The organism is Photobacterium sp. S4TG1 (assembly GCF_036040035.1).
In the GTDB taxonomy this organism is placed as follows: Bacteria; Pseudomonadota; Gammaproteobacteria; order Enterobacterales; family Vibrionaceae; genus Photobacterium.
In genome coordinates this window covers 238,113-258,506 of record NZ_JAYXUH010000004.1, presented here as the reverse complement: position 1 = coordinate 258,506, position 20,394 = coordinate 238,113, and the positions used below count along the sequence as shown (strand labels likewise).

The 20,394-nt window shown below is 36.5% G+C and carries 18 protein-coding genes; 13 read left to right on the top strand and 5 right to left on the bottom strand.

The genetic code is table 11. The annotated features are described in order from the left end of the window. Positions 1-157: 157 nt before the first annotated feature. The 4 genes from VXS03_RS08120 to VXS03_RS08105 all read left to right on the top strand — a co-directional run bounded on the left by VXS03_RS08120 (position 158) and on the right by VXS03_RS08105 (position 3,052). Positions 158-499, top strand: a complete 342-nt coding sequence (locus VXS03_RS08120; protein WP_327763109.1) for an ArsR/SmtB family transcription factor — start codon at positions 158-160, stop codon at positions 497-499. Positions 500-612: 113 nt separating this feature from the next. Then, on the top strand, positions 613-1,668 hold the full coding sequence (gene arsB / locus VXS03_RS08115) for an ACR3 family arsenite efflux transporter (RefSeq protein WP_327763108.1): 1,056 nt from the start codon (positions 613-615) through the stop codon (positions 1,666-1,668). A gap of 160 nt (positions 1,669-1,828) precedes the next feature. Beyond that, the gene (locus tag VXS03_RS08110) at positions 1,829-2,326 is read left to right on the top strand and encodes a hypothetical protein (RefSeq protein WP_327763107.1); all 498 of its coding nucleotides are present in this window, start codon (positions 1,829-1,831) and stop codon (positions 2,324-2,326) included. Between the two features lie 213 nt (positions 2,327-2,539). Beyond that, complete coding sequence (locus VXS03_RS08105; RefSeq protein WP_327763106.1) at positions 2,540-3,052, top strand: RNA methyltransferase; 513 nt, start codon at positions 2,540-2,542, stop codon at positions 3,050-3,052. Positions 3,053-3,125: 73 nt separating this feature from the next. Here VXS03_RS08105 and VXS03_RS08100 read toward each other — a convergent pair whose 3' ends face one another. Then, positions 3,126-3,983 carry a DMT family transporter gene (locus tag VXS03_RS08100; protein ID WP_327763105.1) on the bottom strand — a complete coding sequence of 286 codons (858 nt, stop codon included), beginning with the start codon at positions 3,981-3,983 and terminating at the stop codon, positions 3,126-3,128. 261 nt (positions 3,984-4,244) lie between these two features. Between VXS03_RS08100 and VXS03_RS08095 the strand changes: the two genes are divergently transcribed. From VXS03_RS08095 to ald, 9 genes are all read left to right on the top strand, one after another. Further along, positions 4,245-4,853 (top strand): 2OG-Fe(II) oxygenase, encoded by a 609-nt coding sequence (locus VXS03_RS08095; protein ID WP_327763103.1) that lies wholly within the window; start codon positions 4,245-4,247, stop codon positions 4,851-4,853. Positions 4,854-4,966: 113 nt separating this feature from the next. Continuing rightward, complete coding sequence (locus VXS03_RS08090; protein WP_327763102.1) at positions 4,967-5,752, top strand: metalloregulator ArsR/SmtB family transcription factor; 786 nt, start codon at positions 4,967-4,969, stop codon at positions 5,750-5,752. Positions 5,753-5,766: 14 nt separating this feature from the next. After that, the gene (locus tag VXS03_RS08085) at positions 5,767-6,288 is read left to right on the top strand and encodes a phosphatase domain-containing putative toxin (RefSeq protein ID WP_327763101.1); all 522 of its coding nucleotides are present in this window, start codon (positions 5,767-5,769) and stop codon (positions 6,286-6,288) included. 174 nt (positions 6,289-6,462) lie between these two features. Continuing rightward, entirely contained in the window at positions 6,463-7,461 is a 999-nt protein-coding gene (locus tag VXS03_RS08080) for an ArsJ-associated glyceraldehyde-3-phosphate dehydrogenase (protein WP_327763100.1), read from the top strand. Positions 7,462-7,501: 40 nt separating this feature from the next. Further along, positions 7,502-8,734 (top strand): organoarsenical effux MFS transporter ArsJ, encoded by a 1,233-nt coding sequence (gene arsJ / locus VXS03_RS08075; RefSeq protein WP_327763099.1) that lies wholly within the window; start codon positions 7,502-7,504, stop codon positions 8,732-8,734. A 183-nt stretch (positions 8,735-8,917) separates the two neighbouring features. Then, positions 8,918-11,848, top strand: a complete 2,931-nt coding sequence (locus VXS03_RS08070; protein ID WP_327763098.1) for a bifunctional diguanylate cyclase/phosphodiesterase — start codon at positions 8,918-8,920, stop codon at positions 11,846-11,848. A gap of 96 nt (positions 11,849-11,944) precedes the next feature. Next, the gene (locus tag VXS03_RS08065) at positions 11,945-12,613 is read left to right on the top strand and encodes an HAD family hydrolase (RefSeq protein WP_327763097.1); all 669 of its coding nucleotides are present in this window, start codon (positions 11,945-11,947) and stop codon (positions 12,611-12,613) included. A gap of 75 nt (positions 12,614-12,688) precedes the next feature. Next, a complete protein-coding gene (locus VXS03_RS08060; RefSeq protein ID WP_327763139.1) occupies positions 12,689-12,955 on the top strand; it encodes a hypothetical protein in 267 nt (88 codons plus the stop codon). 193 nt (positions 12,956-13,148) lie between these two features. Next, positions 13,149-14,258, top strand: coding sequence for an alanine dehydrogenase (gene ald / locus VXS03_RS08055; protein WP_327763095.1), 1,110 nt, complete (start codon positions 13,149-13,151; stop codon positions 14,256-14,258). On the opposite strand, the gene VXS03_RS08050 is transcribed toward ald, so the two are convergent. The 4 genes from VXS03_RS08050 to VXS03_RS08035 all read right to left on the bottom strand — a co-directional run bounded on the left by VXS03_RS08050 (position 14,234) and on the right by VXS03_RS08035 (position 20,290). Continuing rightward, positions 14,234-14,803: a cysteine hydrolase family protein gene (locus tag VXS03_RS08050; RefSeq protein WP_327763094.1), complete on the bottom strand. Its 570-nt coding sequence runs from the start codon at positions 14,801-14,803 to the stop codon at positions 14,234-14,236. The genes ald and VXS03_RS08050 overlap by 25 nt on opposite strands. Before the next feature lie 145 nt (positions 14,804-14,948). Then, positions 14,949-15,587 (bottom strand): murein L,D-transpeptidase catalytic domain family protein, encoded by a 639-nt coding sequence (locus tag VXS03_RS08045; RefSeq protein ID WP_327763093.1) that lies wholly within the window; start codon positions 15,585-15,587, stop codon positions 14,949-14,951. Between the two features lie 503 nt (positions 15,588-16,090). Beyond that, positions 16,091-19,246 (bottom strand): chitinase C-terminal domain-containing protein, encoded by a 3,156-nt coding sequence (locus VXS03_RS08040; RefSeq protein WP_327763092.1) that lies wholly within the window; start codon positions 19,244-19,246, stop codon positions 16,091-16,093. A 414-nt stretch (positions 19,247-19,660) separates the two neighbouring features. Next, the gene (locus VXS03_RS08035) at positions 19,661-20,290 is read right to left on the bottom strand and encodes a YccT family protein (RefSeq protein ID WP_327763090.1); all 630 of its coding nucleotides are present in this window, start codon (positions 20,288-20,290) and stop codon (positions 19,661-19,663) included. Positions 20,291-20,394 lie beyond the last annotated feature (104 nt).

Genomic DNA, 20,394 nt, shown 5'->3' with positions numbered 1-20,394 from the left:
AAATAAATCATAAAAAACAACAACATTAATAATTTATTTAGTGATGACTCATGAAAATAAGTATTACGGTGAAGGATTGTCATATTATAAATTGATAATTGCGCTGTACGTAGAGATGTAGTATCGTTAATCGACGATTAACGAGAGGAGCAATAAAATGACAACTAAATGTCCTGATTCTTGCCAAATATCTTTTGCGGCAACAGAACAACAATTGGCAACAGAACAAACATTAGCGCTACAGGCTAAAGCATTGTCACATCCTGCGCGTTTACGTATTCTCTATATTCTTCATACCTTAGATGCTATGGATAGCTGTTTAAACAGTGAGCTAGTGTCTGAGTTAGGATTAGCACAATCAACAGTTTCTGAGCATTTACGGATTCTAAAGCAAGCTAATTTTATCAAAGCAGAGCCAAACCCTCCTAAAGTGTGTTATCGCATTAATCGTGAAGCACTAAATAAATTTAACGCTAAATTTTCAGATTTCTTGTCTTAATATTTTGTTAAGCATCTTATAGGTTATAGGCAAGATTAACTTTTTTCATCATTATTAATCGCAATTCGACGATTAACGATTATGTTATAAATAATAAAAATTGGAAGATTATCATGACAACAAAGGTTTTAAACAGCCCGAACAGCAAAATGCAGTTTCTTGATCGCTACTTAACGGTATGGATTTTCGCTGCAATGATCATTGGAGTGGGGATCGGCGCTATTTTTCCTCAGGTGTCTCAGTGGAACCAAGCTATGTCGGTTGGAACGACCAATATTCCGCTAGCGATTGGTTTGATTTTAATGATGTATCCACCACTTGCAAAAGTAAATTATGGCTTAATGGGAAAAGTAACCAAAGATAAACAAGCCCTTACGTTATCTTTGGCTATGAATTGGATCGTTGGTCCTATTTTAATGTTTGTTTTAGCATTAACCTTCCTTGGTGATCACCCTGGATATATGGTGGGGATTATTCTTATAGGCTTAGCTCGTTGTATTGCTATGGTATTAGTCTGGAATGATATTGGAGGCGGTAATAAAGAGTATGGCGCTACATTGGTTGCATTAAATAGCGCATTTCAAATTCTGACTTACAGTGTTATGGCGTGGTTGTTCATTACTGTCCTGCCGCCATTATTTGGCTATCAAGGTTTTGATATTAATATATCTATTTTTGATATTGCGGAAAGTGTGTTGATTTATCTTGGTATTCCTTTTCTTGCTGGTTTTATTAGCCGTAAATGGTTGGTCGCTAAAAAAGGAGAGCAATGGTACAACGAGGTGTTTATTCCGCGTATTTCGCCAATTACATTAATTGCGTTACTCGCTACGATTGTGCTGATGTTTAGTCTTAAAGGCGATATGATTTTAGCTTTACCAATGGATGTTTTTCGTGTTGCAGTGCCGCTTGTTATTTACTTTGTTCTAATGTTTTTTATTAGCTTCTTTGTTGGTAAGAAAATGGGTATTCCTTATGACAAGAATGCCTCTATTGCTTTTACAGCTACAGGCAACAATTTTGAATTAGCGATTGCTGTGTCTATCTCAGTATTTGGATTGAGTTCAGACCAAGCATTTGCGGGAGTAATTGGTCCTTTAGTTGAAGTTCCAGTATTAATTGCCTTGGTTAATGTTGCACTTAGAATGAAACAAAAATACTATCCGTAATTCTATTAAATCAAGGTGTATATTAAAATAATGAATAGAGAAGAATTAGAGTGTTTATTTTTTGGTTTTATAATTTGTGTTGTGAATAAAATGTAATCCCGTATAACCCTATCTTCTCTCTTAATTTATTTATATTACACTAAACATTAGGATTACAAGCATGCTGAATCATGTCGCAACAACCTACACCCGCTCTATATTTGATGATGATATTGAGGAGGGATCTATTGATGATTTTTCAGATGAGTCAGCATTAGTCGTCAGTGTTTCTTCTGACCGAGCAGACATGTTATCAATGTTGATTGAAAAAGGTATAGTGTTAACTGAAGGATGTTATCGTACTATAGATAGTGAAAATCAAGTAGGGTATCGTGCGGCTGTTGATTCGAAAGATGCCAATATTATACGTTTTAATTTAGTACACATTACAGATCAAGATTCACGTTATTTAAATGCCTATGATATTGAAGTGATCGCTGCTGCTGATGATAAGAAAGTGTATATTTCAATAATACCTTATATGCCATTTTTTACTACTATTCTTGATATGTATAATGGTAATGAAGCGCAAAAGATAGATGCATCGATACAGCAAGCTATTGACGATTTATCGTTAGGTTGGTTGTGCTATCATTTAGTGGATAATAACGCAAATTAATTACTGTCGTTCATAAATATTGCCGCAATAGTTTCCGCTATAAGTATTTAATATAATGATTAATAAAGCTTCATTCAATATGAGTGAAGTTTTTTAGTTATGGCTCTGACTAGGGCGCTAAGTTTTGTTACTTCTTTCTGTCATGTGGCAATTTCAGTATAATATAGGATTATTTATATTTGCGGTTAAGCTCGAGAATAAGGTATTTCCGACATGAAAGATGCATCAGTAATCATTGGATTAAGTAATCCTAAAAGTCCAACCAATATCGGTGCTGTACTCAGAGCTGCGGGTTGTTATAAGGCAGATGCTGTTATTTATACGGGGACCCGTTACGATAAAGCCGCAAAATTTCAGACAGATACTAAGAAAATGGCACAAACTATTCCCTTATCTGGTGTTGAATCAATGCTTGATGGTTTGCCACAAGATATGAAGATTGTTTGTGTCGATTTTGCTGAGGGAGCAACACTATTGCCACATTTTCAGCACCCAGAAAAAGCAATTTATATTTTTGGTCCTGAAGATGGTTCAATTTCACAAGATGTAGCAGACAGAGCTGATCACGTGGTCTATGTGCCAACGGTTGGTTGTATGAACTTAGCAGCATCTGTTAATGTTGTTTTATACGATCGTCTTGCGAAACAAGAAAATATTATTCAGAGTGATGAACATATTCGCCAAAATCGTGATAATAAAAATAATCTACGTGTAAGTATTAAATAAATTGTAATAAAGCTATCGAAATATTATCGCCGTTGTAAATATTAACGGCGATAATTTTAGTGGTGGTATAATACTACGCAGATTGTTTGACGTCCCAAATAGTATAAAGCCCTAATGTAATTAATATGATGGCTCCTCCTAATATATCGTTTAAAGATGGCTGTTCACCCATAACTAAAAAGACATACAGTGGTCCTAATAAAATCTCCATCAATAAAATTAAACTTGTTTGAGCTGCGGGAATATAAGCAGCGGATTTTGAAATACACAAATAAGAACCTGGTACAACAATTCCGCCTAATATTAATAAATATAGCATTTGAATATGTGATAACGAAAACGGCTGTGCTCCTCTAATATAAGCAAATACGGCAATCATAAAGCCTGCAATAATAAGAATATTTGCGGCTTGTTCCCCTTTTGTTTTACGCATTGCAACAAGATAGATAGCTGTAGCTAAAGCCGTGATTAGTGCTAATGCATTACCTACCCATTGTCCGCCAGCTGGAGCAAAAGCAAAGATAATCCAAATGCCACTGGTAGCAACGCCAATCGCTAGCAATGTTGGCCATTTCAGTTTCTCTTTTAATATGAGCCAGCCTAAAATAGCGGTGAAGAATGGAGCGGTATTGATAATAACTAGTGTGCTTGCTACTTGGGTGTAATGTAAAGACTCAATGAAACACACCGTCGAAGTGGCGAAAATAAACCCTAATCCGAGTAATGATAATGAAGGGCGAGTAATTTCAGTCGTAAATTGCTTACGGTTATAAAATAATTGAAAAATGACTAGTGCAATACATTGAAATGCTCCACGCCAAAAAAGGACATTCCATGCAGTAGAATTAGATAGTTTTACAAATAAACTATCAAAGCTTAATATCATTATGCCAATAAAAGCCAATAATAATCCGCGATTTTTATCGCTCATAATAATAGTTTCCTATAGATCTCGTTCAGTGAATTAATCTTTTTACCAATATTTATTGCTTAATACGTGATGCGTGTTCAATAAACAATATGTTTATTACGTATTAGTCACTATCTTTTGGAATTAATCAACAGCTGAATCTAATATTGTCTGTGCTATAGTCTATTTAAGCAGAAAATTTCATAGTTATGATGATTTTTGCGATTTGTCGTAAAGTATGTCTGCCTTTATAACGTTTTTTTCTTTTAGATTGGAACGTTTATGAATAACGGTAAGCTTATTGATGCTTTATTTACCCAAGGGTGGTTTGTTTGGGATAACTTTTTGTCTCCGCATGAAGTCCGTGAATTAAAGGCATGTATTCCGCCGGATTGGAGTCAAGCTGGTATCGGTCGTAATGATGAGTATATGACTAAAAAAGCAATTCGAAGTGATAAAATTCAATGGCTATTATCTGATATGGGGCCACCAGTGACTGATTTTTTGCAGCGAATGAATGATATTCGTCTTGAAGTAAATCGTCATTTTTTCTTGGGTTTATTTGAATATGAAGCCCATTTTGCTAAGTATGAACAAGATGATTTCTATCAAAAGCATTTAGATTGTTTCCGTGGTCAAGAAAATCGTAAATTAACGACTGTTTTCTATTTAAATGATGATTGGCAACCTGAACATGGTGGTCGTCTCAAAATGTACGATCTGAATGATAATGAATTGGCAACATTGGATCCGAAAGCGGGCAGACTTGTCGTATTCTTATCTGAAATGTTTCCTCATGAAGTGCTTCCCGTAACACAGCAACGGTTCAGTATTGCTGGTTGGTTTAGAACCAATGGCGTCAGTGGTAACCAGCTTGATATCGCTCGTTAATAAACAATAATCGTAATCATAGATATTAAGACTTATTTTTAATTGTTTGAACTTGTTATATATGATTTATCGTATATTCTAATGTATTCAATGTCAGTTATAAGGTTTTTACTGTGAAACGTATTTTGTTTCTTTGTACGGGGAATTCTGCGCGGTCGCAAATTGCAGAAGCACTAATGCGCCATATGTGTATCGACAGTGAAACTACCACCGATCAATTTGAAATTATGAGCGCGGGGATGGCACCAGAGACTGTTGATCCCCGGGTATACGAAGTTCTTAATTATCATGATGTTAATTCTGATAATTTAACCAGTGTATTGGCATCGAGTTTACAAAATCAACATTTTGATGTTGTGATAACTTTATGTGATAAAGCTAGTAAAGAATGCGCTCTTTTTCCTGACTCTGATGCATTAATACATTGGGATTTTAAAGATCCTAAACCACAAGCTGGCTCTCAAGGATTTTACGATGTTTTTGATGGTCTAAAAGCAAAGATAGCATTATTTTTGATGCTTAATGGTGATAACCCATCAGATACGATTGGTGCGGTTGAGTTATTTAAAATTATGAGTGATCCATTACGATTACGGATTTTAATGCTTATTGATGATGAAGTTGCTTTATCTGTCGGTGATTTGACCAAAGCACTACAGGTTAGTCAGCCTAAAGTTTCCCGACATTTAGCATTGTTACGTGACAGTGGTGTATTACAGGATCAACGTGAAGGCGTATGGATTTTTTATCATTTCCCTCGTGAGCTACCACAATGGATTCGACATATATTTGATACCGTACGTAATGGTCAACCTGCGCTAATTAATCAAGAAAAAATACGGTTAAGTGCAATTAAAAATAGAAAAAAAACACAATTAACTAATATATTAACTAAGTAGGAGTTGTTACTTTTATGGACAATTTACATCCCGTTTGGTCACTACCACTAAATGATACTACACCTTTAAAAGGTGGCTTATTATTAACACCATGCCCAGGAACTAAAGGGGTGGATGTGATCACGAGTTTACGTCAGTTAAAAGCAGCGGGAGCAACAGTGGTATTAACTGCACTAGAAGAAAATGAACGTCCAGAGCAAGGCGTTCAATTATTAGCAGAAGCGTGTAAGTTATTAGGTATGCAATGGTTTCATGTGCCTATTGAGGATGATTGTGCGCCTAGCGCTGATTTTGAGAAAAAATGGCAACGAGCCAATGATGCTGCTCAAATAGCGCTTAATAATGGCGAATTTGTAGTGGCTCATTGCAAAGGTGGTTCTGGGCGTACAGGTATACTTGCTGCTCGTCTTCTGCTTGCTCGTGGCATGCCTTTTAATGCAACAATTGCTTCTATTCAAGCACAAAGACCTGGTGCTTTTGCTCGCCAATCACATATTGATTATATTAAGCAATGGAATAACGACGTTAAGCATTAATTTCACTTTATAATGACCTACTATTAAACCTCGCAGATGCGGGGTTTTTTGTTTTGTGGCTGTTAAAAATATTTCGTACAAAAAAGGTTTATTTTATTTTTCATGGCTGATATATTTGATTATCCATATATACGGGTAATCGTATGTTTACTACTAACAAGCTGAGGAAGGATCATGACAATTAAAGTAGGGATTAATGGTTTTGGGCGTATTGGTCGGTTAGCATTACGCGCAGCATTTGACTCACCTGATATTGAATTTGTGTTAATTAATGACGTTGCAGGAGATGTTAATACTCTATCTCATTTACTTGAATTTGATTCTATTCAAGGCCGGTGGGGGCACGCAGTAACTGTGGATGGTAGTAAAATGATGATTAATGGCCAAGCTATTCATTATTGTCAGCAGCAACATATTGCTGACGTTGATTGGTCTGGTTGTGATGTCGTACTAGAAGCAACAGGTGTTCACCGTGACACTCAGTATCTTAATCAATATTTAGAGCAAGGCGTTAAGCACGTTGTGGTTTCTGCACCCGTAAAAGAAGAGGGCATATTAAATATCGTGGTTGGTGTTAACGATCATTTATTTGATCCAGAAAAACATCGCATAGTGACCGCTGCATCTTGTACTACCAACTGTATCGCCCCTGTTGTAAAAGTGATCCACGAACACCTTGGTGTAAAGCAAGCATCATTTACCACTATTCACAATTTAACCAACACCCAAACTATTTTAGATGCACCACATAAAGATCTACGTCGAGCTCGAGCATGCGGCATGAGCTTAATTCCAACGACAACGGGTTCAGCTAAAGCTATTGTGGAAATATTTCCAGAGTTAGCAGGAAAAATAGATGGTCATGCAGTACGTGTACCACTCGCAAATGCCTCACTGACGGATATTATTTTTGATGTTGAGCGTGATACCTCCATTGATGAGGTTAATCAATTATTAAAAACAGCATCAGAAACAGATCTAAGCGGTATTTTAGGCTTTGAAGCGCGCCCTTTAGTATCGATTGATTATCGCGGCGATCAACGTTCAACCATCATTGATGCATTATCTACAATGGTTGTAAATCAGCGAATGGTTAAAATTTATGCGTGGTATGACAACGAAATGGGTTATGCAACACGGACAGCTGAATTAATACATAAAGTCGGTTGTTAGTTATTAAGTATAAATTGTATTGAAATGTAGTGAGTATTTTATGTTAGCAAAGCTGAGCCAGTTACCCAATGACGTGCGCCAATATATGTTGGTGACATTTAATTATTGGAATTTTACTCTCACTGATGGTGCATTACGAATGTTGGTGGTTTTACATTTCCATCAGCTTGGTTATAGCCCGTTAGAGATAGCCTCATTATTTCTATTTTATGAATTTTTTGGTGTAGTAACCAATTTAGTTGGTGGCTGGCTTGGTGCGCGATTAGGTTTAAATCGAACCATGAATATTGGTTTATTAATGCAAGTTATTGCGTTATTAATGCTGGCTGTGCCTTCAGCAAATCTTACTGTAATATGGGTAATGTTTGCTCAAGCATTGTCAGGTATTGCTAAAGATTTGAATAAAATGAGCGCAAAAAGTGCGATTAAAACATTAGTGCCGAATGAAAAACAAGGTGCATTATATAAATGGATCGCATTACTAACCGGATCAAAAAACGCGCTTAAAGGTGTCGGCTTTTTCTTAGGAGGAGCATTGTTAGCATTGATCGGTTTCCAAGGCGCTGTGATTTCGATGGCTTGTGTACTTGCAGTTGTTTTTATATGTAGTGTGCTATGGCTTGATAAAGATCTTGGTAAAGCGAAGAGTAAGGTAAAATTCAGTCAAATCTTTTCAAAAAGCAGAAGTATAAATATACTCTCAGCTGCAAGAATGTTCCTTTTTGGCGCACGTGATGTTTGGTTTGTGATTGCGTTACCACTATATTTGGGACAAGTTTTTGGTTGGGACCATTTATTGGTTGGTGGCTTTTTGGCTCTGTGGGTCATTGGTTATGGTTTTGTTCAAAGTATCGCGCCAAGAATTACAGGAAAAACGGAAGGTATCGTACCTGATGGGAGAGCTGCTTTTGGATGGGCAATGATCCTGGCTGTTGTTACAGGAATCATTGCTATTGCATTACAATTTAATTGGTATCCACAATTAATTATTATTATTGGTCTAATGATTTTTGGTGCTGTTTTTGCAATTAATTCCTCATTACATTCTTATTTAATAGTAAGCTACGCTAAAGGCGATGGTGTGAGTTTGGATGTTGGTTTTTATTATATGGCGAATGCAATGGGGCGTTTAATCGGAACTTTGCTTTCAGGAATGGTATATCAACTATATGGATTGGCTATGTGTTTATGGATAGCATTTATATTTATTATGATAACAACAATTATATCTTTATGGTTACCACGGCGTAGTACAACAACAGCATCTATTTAGGCTTATTGTATTATAGCTCTTAGTGTTTAAGTGATATTCATCTGAAAGATATTAAATAAAGTTTATTATCAATACTGACCTTCTTTAATTATGTTACAACATACGGTATATTAGTAGGTCATTATTTATATAGATTAAAGATAATTAATTTTCCAGATATATTGCTTAGGCTACTGATTACTTATGGTTACAACACTAAGAGCATTAAAACGAAATAGTTATGGTGGTGAGTTCATACAAGAAGCACTTCATACTGTTTATGAAACGTTAAAGCCTACACATTGTTATATTGCTTATTTTGATAAAAATCATCATAAAGCGACATCTTTAGCCTATTCTATCGATGATCGTTTTTCAAATACTGTATTTACCTATTTAATCAATAATTCTCTTTGCGAAAAGATGATATCTTCTGGAAAACCTTACTCTTTTTCTAATGACATATCACAAACATACCCATTTAATCAGATAATAACTTCCCATTTGTTACAGCATTACCTTGGTATACCTATATTTTCTAGGCGTGGTGAAATAGTCGGAGTGATTGGATGTTTATTTGAACATCCTTATTTTTATTCTGAACTACAACATGGTGAATGGTGTCAAGTTCTTGGCGATATTCTTGGCTCTGATGTCGAATATTTGGCACTGCTCTCAGAACAAAAAAAGCTACTTTGCGAAATGGAAGAATGCCAGCAAGAAGCGAAACTAGGTAATTTTCAAGTCGATATCGCAACGGGCAGCGTCTATTGGAGTAAAGAAATTTATCGAATATTCCAATGTGATACTGAATGTTTTACTATCAATGAAACAACGACAAATAAATATATTCACCCTGACGATCGTAAACGTGTTGTCGAATTAAGACGTGACATGCTTGATAGCGCTAGTGTGAGTTATAATGTTATTTATCGTATTGTTTTAGCTGATGGTAAGAATAAATACCTACGTGAAAATTGTCATATATTGCGTGACATTAATGGTATCGCAACTTTAATAAAAGGTATTGTTCAAGATATTACTGAATTTTATTATCTATCAAATAAATTAGATCAAGCATCTGATAAATTAAGTGTAACATATAATGCGGTTAGTGAAGGTGTTTGGGAATATAATTTAGAAACACAAGCATTATTAACATCACCTAAGTTTTGGGATATTTTAGGTATTAATGAAACACATGTGAATAATATATATGACTGGGTGATGATGATTCATAAAGATGATCGTTCAGCTGTTATTGACTGTTTTTCAAATTTACGAAATGGTGATGCAAACTCAATTGATGTTGAATTTCGATTACAATCAGGAAGCCATGAAAAAAATTGTCGCTGGTTTAATTGTAAGGGAAATGTTATTGAATCGAGTGGTATTAATTATTACAGTCGTATTGTCGGTGTATTAATTGATATAACAGATTCAGTGGTCGCTGAGCAGCAATTAACTCTCGCTAAAACTGTTTTTGATAATACTTCTGAGTGTATTGTTATAACCGATAAAGATAATAATATAATTTCAGTCAATAAAGCCTTTGAAAAAGTAACTGGTTACAGCCATGCTGATATTATTGGTGAGAACCCACGTGTATTAGCATCAGGTTATCATAACGCTGATTTTTATAAACAAATGTGGCATAGCCTTGAAACAACAGGATCATGGCAAGGGCAATTAAAGAATCGTCGCAGCGATGGTGTTGTTTATCCTGAAGAAATGACAATTAATAAAATTGAAGATGATCATAATGTTATTAATTATGTCGGGGTTTTTCATGATATTAGTTCTCGAAAGCAGACAGAACAAAAGTTAAAACGATTAGCAAACAATGATACTTTGACGGGCTTAATGAATCGCCGTCGTTTTATTGAAAAAGTAGAAAAATACATCGCACAAATTAATGATATTGCACCGAATAATTCAGCGACATCAGTGTGCTCACTTTTATTTATTGATCTTGATGATTTTAAGATTTTTAACGATCTTTATGGGCATGATTTTGGCGATAAAGTACTACAAAAAGTGGCTAATATTATTAGAACGACAGTATGTGAACATAGTGTTATTTGTCGTTATGGTGGTGATGAGTATGCGGTTTTAATTCAAGAGCAAGATGTTAATTACGCTCAACGTATTGCTAATCAATTAGTGAATATTATTTCACAGCCGATTAAATGTAACGAAATTGATATAAATTTAACCGTAAGTATTGGTATTTCATCATACCCAGAAAGTGGCACCACTCACCAAGCCTTATTAAAAAATGCTGATTATGCTATGTATGAGCAAAAGTGGTTAGGCCGTAATGGTGTTTGTGTTTATGACCAGCAATTACAGCATGAGTATATTCGTAAATTGATATTACGAGATAAACTAAAACATGCCATTAACGCTCAAAAAATAATCGTACATTACCAACCTATTATTGATAATAAAACGGGAAGAGTCTGTAAATTTGAAGCATTAGCTCGTTGGTATGATGATCATGAGGGCTTTATTTCACCGGGGATTTTTATTCCTATTGCTGAACGCTACGGTTTGATTGGAATGTTAGGCCAACTAGTCTTTGAAAAAGCATGTGCTGATTTAGATCGTATTCATCGCAGTGGTTTTACCGATGTCGTTTTTTCAATTAACCATTCAGTGAAAGAGTTTTCTCAGCATAATCAAGAGTATATTTTTGAAACGATCAATAATTTCAATTTACCGTATAGCGCTATAATGATCGAAATTACCGAATCAACAGCCCTTGACGATGGTAAAAACATTATTGATATTCTCTCTGCATTTAGATCGCGAGGTATTGCGATTTCATTGGATGATTTTGGTACGGGTTACTCATCGCTAGCGGCTATTATTGATATCAAACCCGATATTATTAAAATTGATCGTAGCTTTATTGTTGATATTGAACACAGTAAAGAGAGTCAAATGTTGGTTTCACTCGTTATTGATCTCAGTCGTAAATTAAAGGTTGAGGTAGTTGCTGAAGGAGTTGAAACACAAGCCCAGTTAGATATTTTGTCTGAAATGGCATGTCATTATATTCAAGGTTTTTACTATAGCCCTGCAGTAGCGATTGATGAAGCAATTACGATACTTCAAGTACGTAACCAATAATGTAGGTTAGAGTGATAAACTGCGCGCTGTTATTTGTAAAATTAGGGTGCTATAAATGCAGCTCTTTTATTCATAGAAATTATCATTTGGTAAATAATGCAAACTCTTTTTTTTGATTTTGATGGCACGTTAGTTGATTCTGAAACGTTTCATGCTAACAATTGGAGTGACTATTTAGCGACATACGGTGTTACACTAACCGCTGACGACTTTATTGAATATTATGCGGGGGTTACGTGGCCAAAGATAGCGAAGCATTTTATTGATAGTTACCACTTGAATGTAGATATAGCCACTATTACGACAGAGATGGAAGCACTGACAGATAGGAAAATTCGTCAACAAGGGATCCCTGCATTACCTGGTGTTGATTCTGTGCTTCAAGCGTTTTCAGGTAAAGTGCCCATGGCGGTTGTGACTGGTGCTCCACGTGACTATGTTGAAGGCGTTTTAAAATTGCATGGCTGGTTAGATTTATTTGATCAGGTATTTAGCGGTTATGAAGTTGCAAATAATAAGCCGTCTCCTGATGTATACTTACATGCTTGCCAAGCGATGAAAGTTCATCCTTATCAAGTTGTTGCGGTAGAAGACAGCCGTACAGGCTTACAATCAGCAAAAAATGCCGATATTTGCTGTCTACTGATTAATGGCCATCCTTCACTGACGTCTACAGATGCTGATCATTCATTTATTTCAATGATTGAGGCCAAACCATTACTAGATTCATTATTTAAAGATAAATTATCGTTTGTACCTGCGTGAAGTAAGCAATAATTTTGCGGTATGAATACGTTATGCTAAATTATGCACGATTGAAATAATTCAGATAGGTTTATGATGGAAAACGAAGAAATCATGACGGGTGACATGCTGGTTGAAACTGTTGAAAATCAGCTAGCAGACGGTAATCCATTAGTGGTGAAAGAAACATTAATGCGCTTAATGATGACGGGCACTGCACGTGATGAAGCGGTGCAGATGATTGCTTGTGCATTATCTATCGAAGTCTTTGACGTAATGAAAAATGACGGTAAATTTGATTTAAAACGTTACCGTGAAAATTTAACAGCGTTACCAGATATGCCTTGGGAAGATGATATCTAATTCATACCTGTAATGATAAAAAACCGTGATAGTCATCGCGGTTTTTTTGTGCCTTTTTTTATGGATTATTATTTTATATTTTTGTCATTAGTTAGTGGGTGATATTAAAATTACTCTAAAAAATAGTGAGAAATAACTATTATTGTTAACTATTGTATATATATGACTAGTACTAATAGGTAAGGGCATAATAATGAAAATTGGTATTCCTAAAGAGATCAAAGTTCATGAGTATCGCGTAGGTATGGTGCCGGCTTCGGTAAAAGAAGCAGTATTACATGGTCATACAGTTTATATCGAAACTCTTGCTGGTGCTGGCATTGGATGCAGTGATGAAGACTATATTGCTGTTGGCGCACAAATTGTAGATTCAGCACAAGCCGTGTTTGAATTAGCTGATATGATCGTCAAGGTAAAAGAACCACAATCTTCAGAACGGATGTTGTTACGCAAAGGACAAATATTATTTACATACCTTCATTTAGCTCCAGATAGAGAACAGACGCAAGATTTAATTAATAGCGGAGCAATATGTATCGCTTATGAAACTGTCACTGATGATAATGGACAATTACCATTATTAGCGCCTATGTCAGAAGTTGCAGGTCGAATGTCTTTACAAGCGGGTGCTTTTGCGCTTGAAAAATCACGAGGAGGGCGAGGTATATTATTAGCTGGTGTACCAGGTGTTGCTCCTGCAAATGTGGTGATTCTTGGTGGGGGTGTTGTTGGAATGAATGCTGCGCAGATGGCCGTAGGGTGTCGTGCAAATGTGGTTATCATTGATCGAAATATAGAAGTGTTACGTCAGTTAGATCGCTTATTTTCAGGTGCTGTAACCTGTATTTATTCAACGAATGATGCTATTGAGGAATATGTTCTTGCTGCAGATCTTGTCATTGGGTGCGTACTTGTAGCGGGAGCGCAAGCGCCCAAGTTGGTTACAAAAGACATGATAAGTCGAATGAAAAAAGGAGCGGCAATTGTTGATGTAGCGATAGATCAAGGTGGATGCATTGAAACCTCGCATCCAACATCCCATGATGATCCTACTTATATTATTGATGATGTTGTGCATTATTGTGTTGCTAATATGCCTGGCGCAGTTGCTAGAACATCAGCATTTGCACTTAATAATGCAACCTTACCTTATATTCTGCAGTTAGCTGATCTGGGGTATAAAACGGCCCTTACCACGAATAAACATTTATTAAATGGCTTAAATATTTATCAAGGTCAAGTCACTAACTATAGTGTAGCTCAAGCGTTAGGTTATCCTTATATATCAAGTGTTTTTGCTTGATGTAAGATCGCTATTCTTGACAGCATTGCTAAAGAGCGTTGATGATCTTGTTCTGTTGCTGATGTGCATGCATCACTAATAATATGGGCACAATAATCACGATCATGAGCATCTCTGACAGCAGATTGAATTGCCCAACAAGTACTCACACCACAAAAGTAAACATCAGTTATAGCATTAGCACGTAAGACGCTATCAAGTGCTGTGTTATAGAAAGGGTTGACGCGTGATTTTATGATCACCATATCATGTTGAGCTATTTGAAGATCAGGGTGAAATTCAGTGCCCCATTGGCCTAACTCTAATGCTCGATATTGTTGAGCCTTGCCAAACATTGGAGATTGATGCGGCAATTCAAGGTAGTTAGGCTGAAAGCCAACTTTGACAAAGATACAAGGTAGGTTGTGTTTTCTTGCCCACTGGATAGCAATATTTGCATTATGAATGACATGGTGGGCGCTGACTTGTGCTGCACAACTTGGAATTTTGCCATTTTTATCAACGATGTCATTAATGAAGTCAATAATAACTAATGCTTGTTTCATAATGGTTCCTTGAACACGATATTTGATAGAGTAATGTTAATAAGCATACGATTAAACACTTAAGTTTAATGTTGTGAAATCTTAGATATAAAAAAAGCTTTTAGTCGTAAGACTAAAAGCTTCTTGATCAAATCGAGGTATTACATTATTTAGCGTATGCAAAAATCACACTACCACCTTTGATGGTATCAATAATTTTCTTCGTCAAATACGTTGGTATAGCTGGGCATCCCCAACTACGGCCAAGATAACCATTCCGTTTTATGAATGATTCAGAAACATACTTAGCACCGTGAATAACAATATAGCGTTTTAATGCATTATCATTTTCACCACGCGTTAATCCATTTAGTTTTAAGGAATAACCATTCCCGCCATGGTAGGTGCCTTCAGTTAGAAAGGTACCTAACGATGTTTTATGTGAATTAACACGGTTAGAAAAATTGTCTGCCATTAAACGTCCACTGTTTTCACCGTGTGATACATAAGTACGGTAAAGCAATTTATTTGATTTTAAATCAATGACATAAAACCTTTTTTCTGTAGAAGGCATGCTGTAGTCAATAATGGTTAATAAAGATTTCTTTTTTCCGCGGGTTTTATTGTAAGCAATAAATGCTTTTTTGAACACGCTGTAATCAATTTTGCCCTTTAAATCAGCTTTTTGATAGACATAATCAGCGACAATATCTGCATTCTTACGTTCAGTATGAAGAACGCGCGCAGACGCATTTAATGGTAATAGGCATACCATTAATAGAAATAGGTAAATAAATTTTTTCATTTAATTCGTTCTATTCTTAAACAAGTTGCAAAGTTGGTTAGCAATTAAGCGAGATAGTACTTTATCATAAATAAGAATTAAAAAAGAAGATTTAAATGGTCCAGCAAAAGGGGATTTTAACGTTATAAAATATGATAGTTGTTAAGTGGAAGGTCAATTTAGCCATTGATAACAATAGCTTATTAATATGAACATCATTTAATTAAGTAGAGGAAGTTAGATTAAACTAAAGCTAAAAAAAGCTTGTCTATCAGTAAAGAGTTGCATTTAAAGTGTTGATTTTATTGATTGTTTTTATTCAATTATTTTAGTTATAAATATTTAAAATATATTGTAAATAATAATATTAGTAACGTATTGAACAATGCTTATTAGTAACGAAATAAAATGGAAACAAATAAACATGAATATAAGATGAAGAAAAAGAAATAATGACTATTCATATTGTCCAATATAAAAGAGCAGCACCGACATTATTAATAACATCGGTGCTGTTTTATAGATTAAATATTACAGATTTTACTCCAACTACCATCACTCCCTGGTATTGATGAGGTGTACCAGTTCGCTTTGTAAATCACGTTATTATAAATGATTCGATCACCAGATCCTGCGTGACTAGGATTACCTTGCCAGTCAGTTTGTGGCCAGTTAGGGTAGGTATTTATACCATCAATCGAACAGTCCCCACCTTCACCACCGCCACCACCTGTATTTAAATCACCCAGTGGTAAATTAGGTTGTTCAAATTTAAAGGCATATTCTTTACCATTTACAGTAACGGCATAGTTTGCAGGGCCAGTGATTGGTAGATAGTACACCATGTCTAATTCATATTCGCCACCAACAGGAAGTGCTTTCCACGCTGGCAAAGAGAAAGCGACACGATGCATAACACCATCTAAACCACCGATGTTATCACTACGACTATGTCCCGATGCAATCACTTTTAAACCACCACCCGATTGATCTTTTGCATTGTCAGGTGCTGATACTGGTATGTCAAATTGGAATTCCGTGCCTCCGGGGATCTCGATACCAGTGTTGTTAGTGAATGTGATTTTCGGATTAATGGGGTAATTTTGATCACCAACCTTAAAACCAGCAATTGCTACGCCGATATCAACGGCTTCTGTTGGAATTGCCGCAACGGCAATAGTATTACCGTAAGGTGCTGCTGATTTAAATTTATCGTAAATGGCTTTGGTCATGGTATTACCCATGTGGTATTCACCTTGGCCTGTTTGACAGGACTGTTCTGATACATCGATACCGGCGCGATTACCATTAGCATCAAATTGATAGCAGTTGTAATCACCTGCTAATTCCCAGAACATGATCCCGCCAATTTCTTTATCTATAATGTAGTCGGCTTTAATATTGATAGATTGTTTATCTTCAGTAGATAAGAAGACTTTTTTATCCGCATTCCATAACCAAGGTGAAACTGCGATGTTATCAAAGTGACGTTGATAGCTTCCCACAAATTTATCTTGTGGGTCATTAATCGGGTCAAGACCATATGCCGCAGTATATGAACCATAGATACCATTGGCTAAATTCATCGCATGCCACATTGGGTTTGATCCCGCCCCCATTTCTTGACCTGCGGCGTTTTTGTCATGCCACATGTTATCGATACCGACAGCACCGTTACCACAGTTGTTTTTCTCACCTTCCCCTGTATCCGGAGCACATTCTGATTGGTTAGGCAGGGCAGCTTTGCCCCACAAACCATTTTCCCCTCCGGTTACACCTTGCCAACCACGCGTATAATAGGGCACGCCAATATTAATACGTCCTGCTGGCATAGAGCCTCGAAAATAATGGTAAGCCCAATCGGTGTTTAGATACCCTATGCCGCCATAAGCTTCTGTACCATATACATTCCATGCTGCAAGTTCTGAATCTTTACCTGTATCATATAATGCCGCATTATGCCCAACATGATCATTCCATGCTCCATGGAGGTCATAAGACATTATGTTGACATAATCGAGGTATTGAGTAATTGCCATCGTTTCCATACCACGTAATAGATATGCAGATGATGGTGCTGCGATAGTTAACATATAATGTATGCCGTCAGCGGCGCTTGCTGCATCGACTTTGGCTCGCAATACACGCATTAGCTCATGATAAGAACGCATAAGGTATGGACGACGTGATTCTGAAAAGGCTTTATCGTCTGGATTACCGGCACCAGCCATTGAGGTTGGGTATTCATAGTCAATATCAAGTCCGTCAAACTTGTATTTCTTCATCATGTCGACAGCGGAGTTTGCAAATTTCTCAATGGCGGCATGATTGATACTGCCATCTGCATTAGTGGTCATGGTATAGAAACCACCATCAGCGACACGATTACCTTCAGTATCGAAGTGACCGCCCGTTTCAGCCCAGCCACCAATTGATATCAATGTTTTAACCCCGTGTTTTACTTTTGCTGTTGCAAGAGCACCAAAATGGCCTTTAAAACCAAGAGTTGGATCAACTTCAACATCTGGCCATTGTAGACTTACTGCTGGGTTACTTGGGTCGTTAATATCACCAATATTGACTTTGCCATCAGCGCCAATGCTCACAAAAGCGTAATTAATATGGGTTAATTGTTCCCATGGAATATCATTAACAAGATAACTGCTTTGCGGATCATCGCCTGCACGCCAACTTGTAAAGTAGCCAATAACACGACGAGGGTGATCGGCCCCCATTTTTTCACGGCCGTCTTGATCGTAAATTGTGCAGTATGGAACAGTAATCCCCTCAGTTTGGTAGAGACCATCAGGGCGACAATCTTTTGCAGTTTCGCCACCATTAACTGTAATAGTTGTGACAGTAGAATCGGTTGTTTTACCTAGATCATCAGTCGCACGCGCATAAAGACGAGTGATACCGGCTTGAGTCGTCGTATAGGCAAAATCATAAGGAGCAGTCGCTGTAGTACCAACTAATGTACCATTAGCAAAGAAATCAACTTTATCAACCCGCCCATCACTGTCTGCAGCATCTGCTGTGACAGTAATAACATCACCGAGCTCCACGGTCGCTGCTGATGTTGTAATACTAATTGTTGGAGCTTGATTTTCAGGATCACTATCACCCACAACAATAATAACGGTGGCTTTATTGCTCACCGCATCATCATTATCATAAGCAATTGCGGTTAATGTGTGCTCGCCTGCAATAGCAAGCCAAGCTACATTGTATGGGGATTGAGTACTAGCACCAATAATTTTACCATCAACGCTGAATTCAACTTTGGCTACTGTACCATCGCTATCTGTAGCATTTACGCTGATAGTAATATTATCACCAGTTGCAATTTCAGTGGTTGAGGTTGGTGAAGTAATGCTAGCTGTTGGTGCAATATTATCAATTGGGGGAGGTGTTCCAAGGCAAGTATCGAGGGTTAACCAATTACTGTATTGTCCGTTGTGAGTTGCTGGACTGTTATTTTGTGTCCAATAATTTGCTTTATAAGCCGTGTTATTTTGTTGTACTTTATCTCCTCCTGTATAAACTTTATTGCTTTCCCATTCAGATATATCAGTACAATCGATGGCTGCCTGGGCATTAAATGCAAATAAGCAGGATAAACTAAGGGTACTTAGCGTAAAAATTCCTTTTCTTGTTATTCCATGTTTCCCACGGTTCATATGTGATCCTTTCGTTTAGTTATTGAAATAACACCAGTAATAAATCTGTGTCTATTTACTTTTTGCGTGTCATAAAAAAACTATAAGTGCAGTTTGGTTATTTGCATCAACGAATGTTGCTATCTTCATACGGAGTCGCGAAAAATGTTACTATTATGTAAATCTTTATTTGTTTATTGAATTAAGCGCACTTTATTGAGTTGTACGTTAATGCGATGAGAGTATGTAACTGGCAGGGTAGTAAAGAAAATAAAACTGAGGTGAAAATAAAGTTAGTTATATAACTTAATAATCAGTGGTTATATTCACTTCCCTTATTTTTAACGGTAGAGGTGAAGAATAAGGGAAGGAAAAGGTAAAGAAAGAACGCATTAGTCCTTTACGATATAAGATTGATGATTAAACAATAAAGTTTTATTTATTAATACTTGCTTTGAAATTATCCTGAGTTGTAGTATCTGCTTTATTGTACCAATAATTCAACATCTTAGTGACATAGGCTTGGTCGACTTTATTATCTTTTGTTGCAGGTATTGCTGGCTGCATGCGTTGTATTTCACTTGCCGTAACAACCGATGCTAATGCTGCAGGAGCTTTACTTAAATTATATTGTGCGATTTCTTGTGGAAAGTCGCGATTAATTTGTAGTCCATTTTTAATTAGCACATCATGCTTAAACGGAACCTCACTACCATCAGCTGATAACAATGACATTGTTGGGTGGTTATTAAATTTCTGTGCTTGGTAGGCACTTGATATGTGAGGGAGTTGTAATGTGTATGTCGCGTCATTACCAGCGAACGTCATTACCACTACTTCTGAACGAAATAAGTGTGTATCACCATTTTCACGGTAATTTTTGTCATAGCGAAAAGCAATTTGATTACTACCATTATTTAATGTTTGAGGTGCATTACCTTCCGCATTTACGCCATTGACGAGAACCAGTTCAGCAGAGTTAGGTAGGTTAAGTGTTACATCTGCAAATGACGAAAAGCTGATGCTACACGCAGCTAAAGAGAAAAGGGCTGTACGCAGTTTCATGTCGATTCCTTTTGAGTACGAATATATGAATAATGTGTATTAGGTATAGTACTGCTATTGTATTCTGATCTTTACGATGTTGACAAATAACCGTCGAAATAAAT

Coding starts and splice junctions, on each gene's coding strand:
- VXS03_RS08045 (WP_327763093.1), bottom strand. CDS start 15,587: ATGAAAAAATTTATTTACCTATTTCTATTAATGGTATGCCTATTACCA.
- VXS03_RS08080 (WP_327763100.1), top strand. CDS start 6,463: ATGACAATTAAAGTAGGGATTAATGGTTTTGGGCGTATTGGTCGGTTA.
- ald (WP_327763095.1), top strand. CDS start 13,149: ATGAAAATTGGTATTCCTAAAGAGATCAAAGTTCATGAGTATCGCGTA.
- VXS03_RS08070 (WP_327763098.1), top strand. CDS start 8,918: ATGGTTACAACACTAAGAGCATTAAAACGAAATAGTTATGGTGGTGAG.
- VXS03_RS08105 (WP_327763106.1), top strand. CDS start 2,540: ATGAAAGATGCATCAGTAATCATTGGATTAAGTAATCCTAAAAGTCCA.
- VXS03_RS08060 (WP_327763139.1), top strand. CDS start 12,689: ATGGAAAACGAAGAAATCATGACGGGTGACATGCTGGTTGAAACTGTT.
- VXS03_RS08095 (WP_327763103.1), top strand. CDS start 4,245: ATGAATAACGGTAAGCTTATTGATGCTTTATTTACCCAAGGGTGGTTT.
- VXS03_RS08100 (WP_327763105.1), bottom strand. CDS start 3,983: ATGAGCGATAAAAATCGCGGATTATTATTGGCTTTTATTGGCATAATG.
- arsJ (WP_327763099.1), top strand. CDS start 7,502: ATGTTAGCAAAGCTGAGCCAGTTACCCAATGACGTGCGCCAATATATG.
- VXS03_RS08035 (WP_327763090.1), bottom strand. CDS start 20,290: ATGAAACTGCGTACAGCCCTTTTCTCTTTAGCTGCGTGTAGCATCAGC.
- VXS03_RS08085 (WP_327763101.1), top strand. CDS start 5,767: ATGGACAATTTACATCCCGTTTGGTCACTACCACTAAATGATACTACA.
- VXS03_RS08050 (WP_327763094.1), bottom strand. CDS start 14,803: ATGAAACAAGCATTAGTTATTATTGACTTCATTAATGACATCGTTGAT.
- VXS03_RS08110 (WP_327763107.1), top strand. CDS start 1,829: ATGCTGAATCATGTCGCAACAACCTACACCCGCTCTATATTTGATGAT.
- VXS03_RS08065 (WP_327763097.1), top strand. CDS start 11,945: ATGCAAACTCTTTTTTTTGATTTTGATGGCACGTTAGTTGATTCTGAA.
- VXS03_RS08040 (WP_327763092.1), bottom strand. CDS start 19,246: ATGAACCGTGGGAAACATGGAATAACAAGAAAAGGAATTTTTACGCTA.
- arsB (WP_327763108.1), top strand. CDS start 613: ATGACAACAAAGGTTTTAAACAGCCCGAACAGCAAAATGCAGTTTCTT.
- VXS03_RS08120 (WP_327763109.1), top strand. CDS start 158: ATGACAACTAAATGTCCTGATTCTTGCCAAATATCTTTTGCGGCAACA.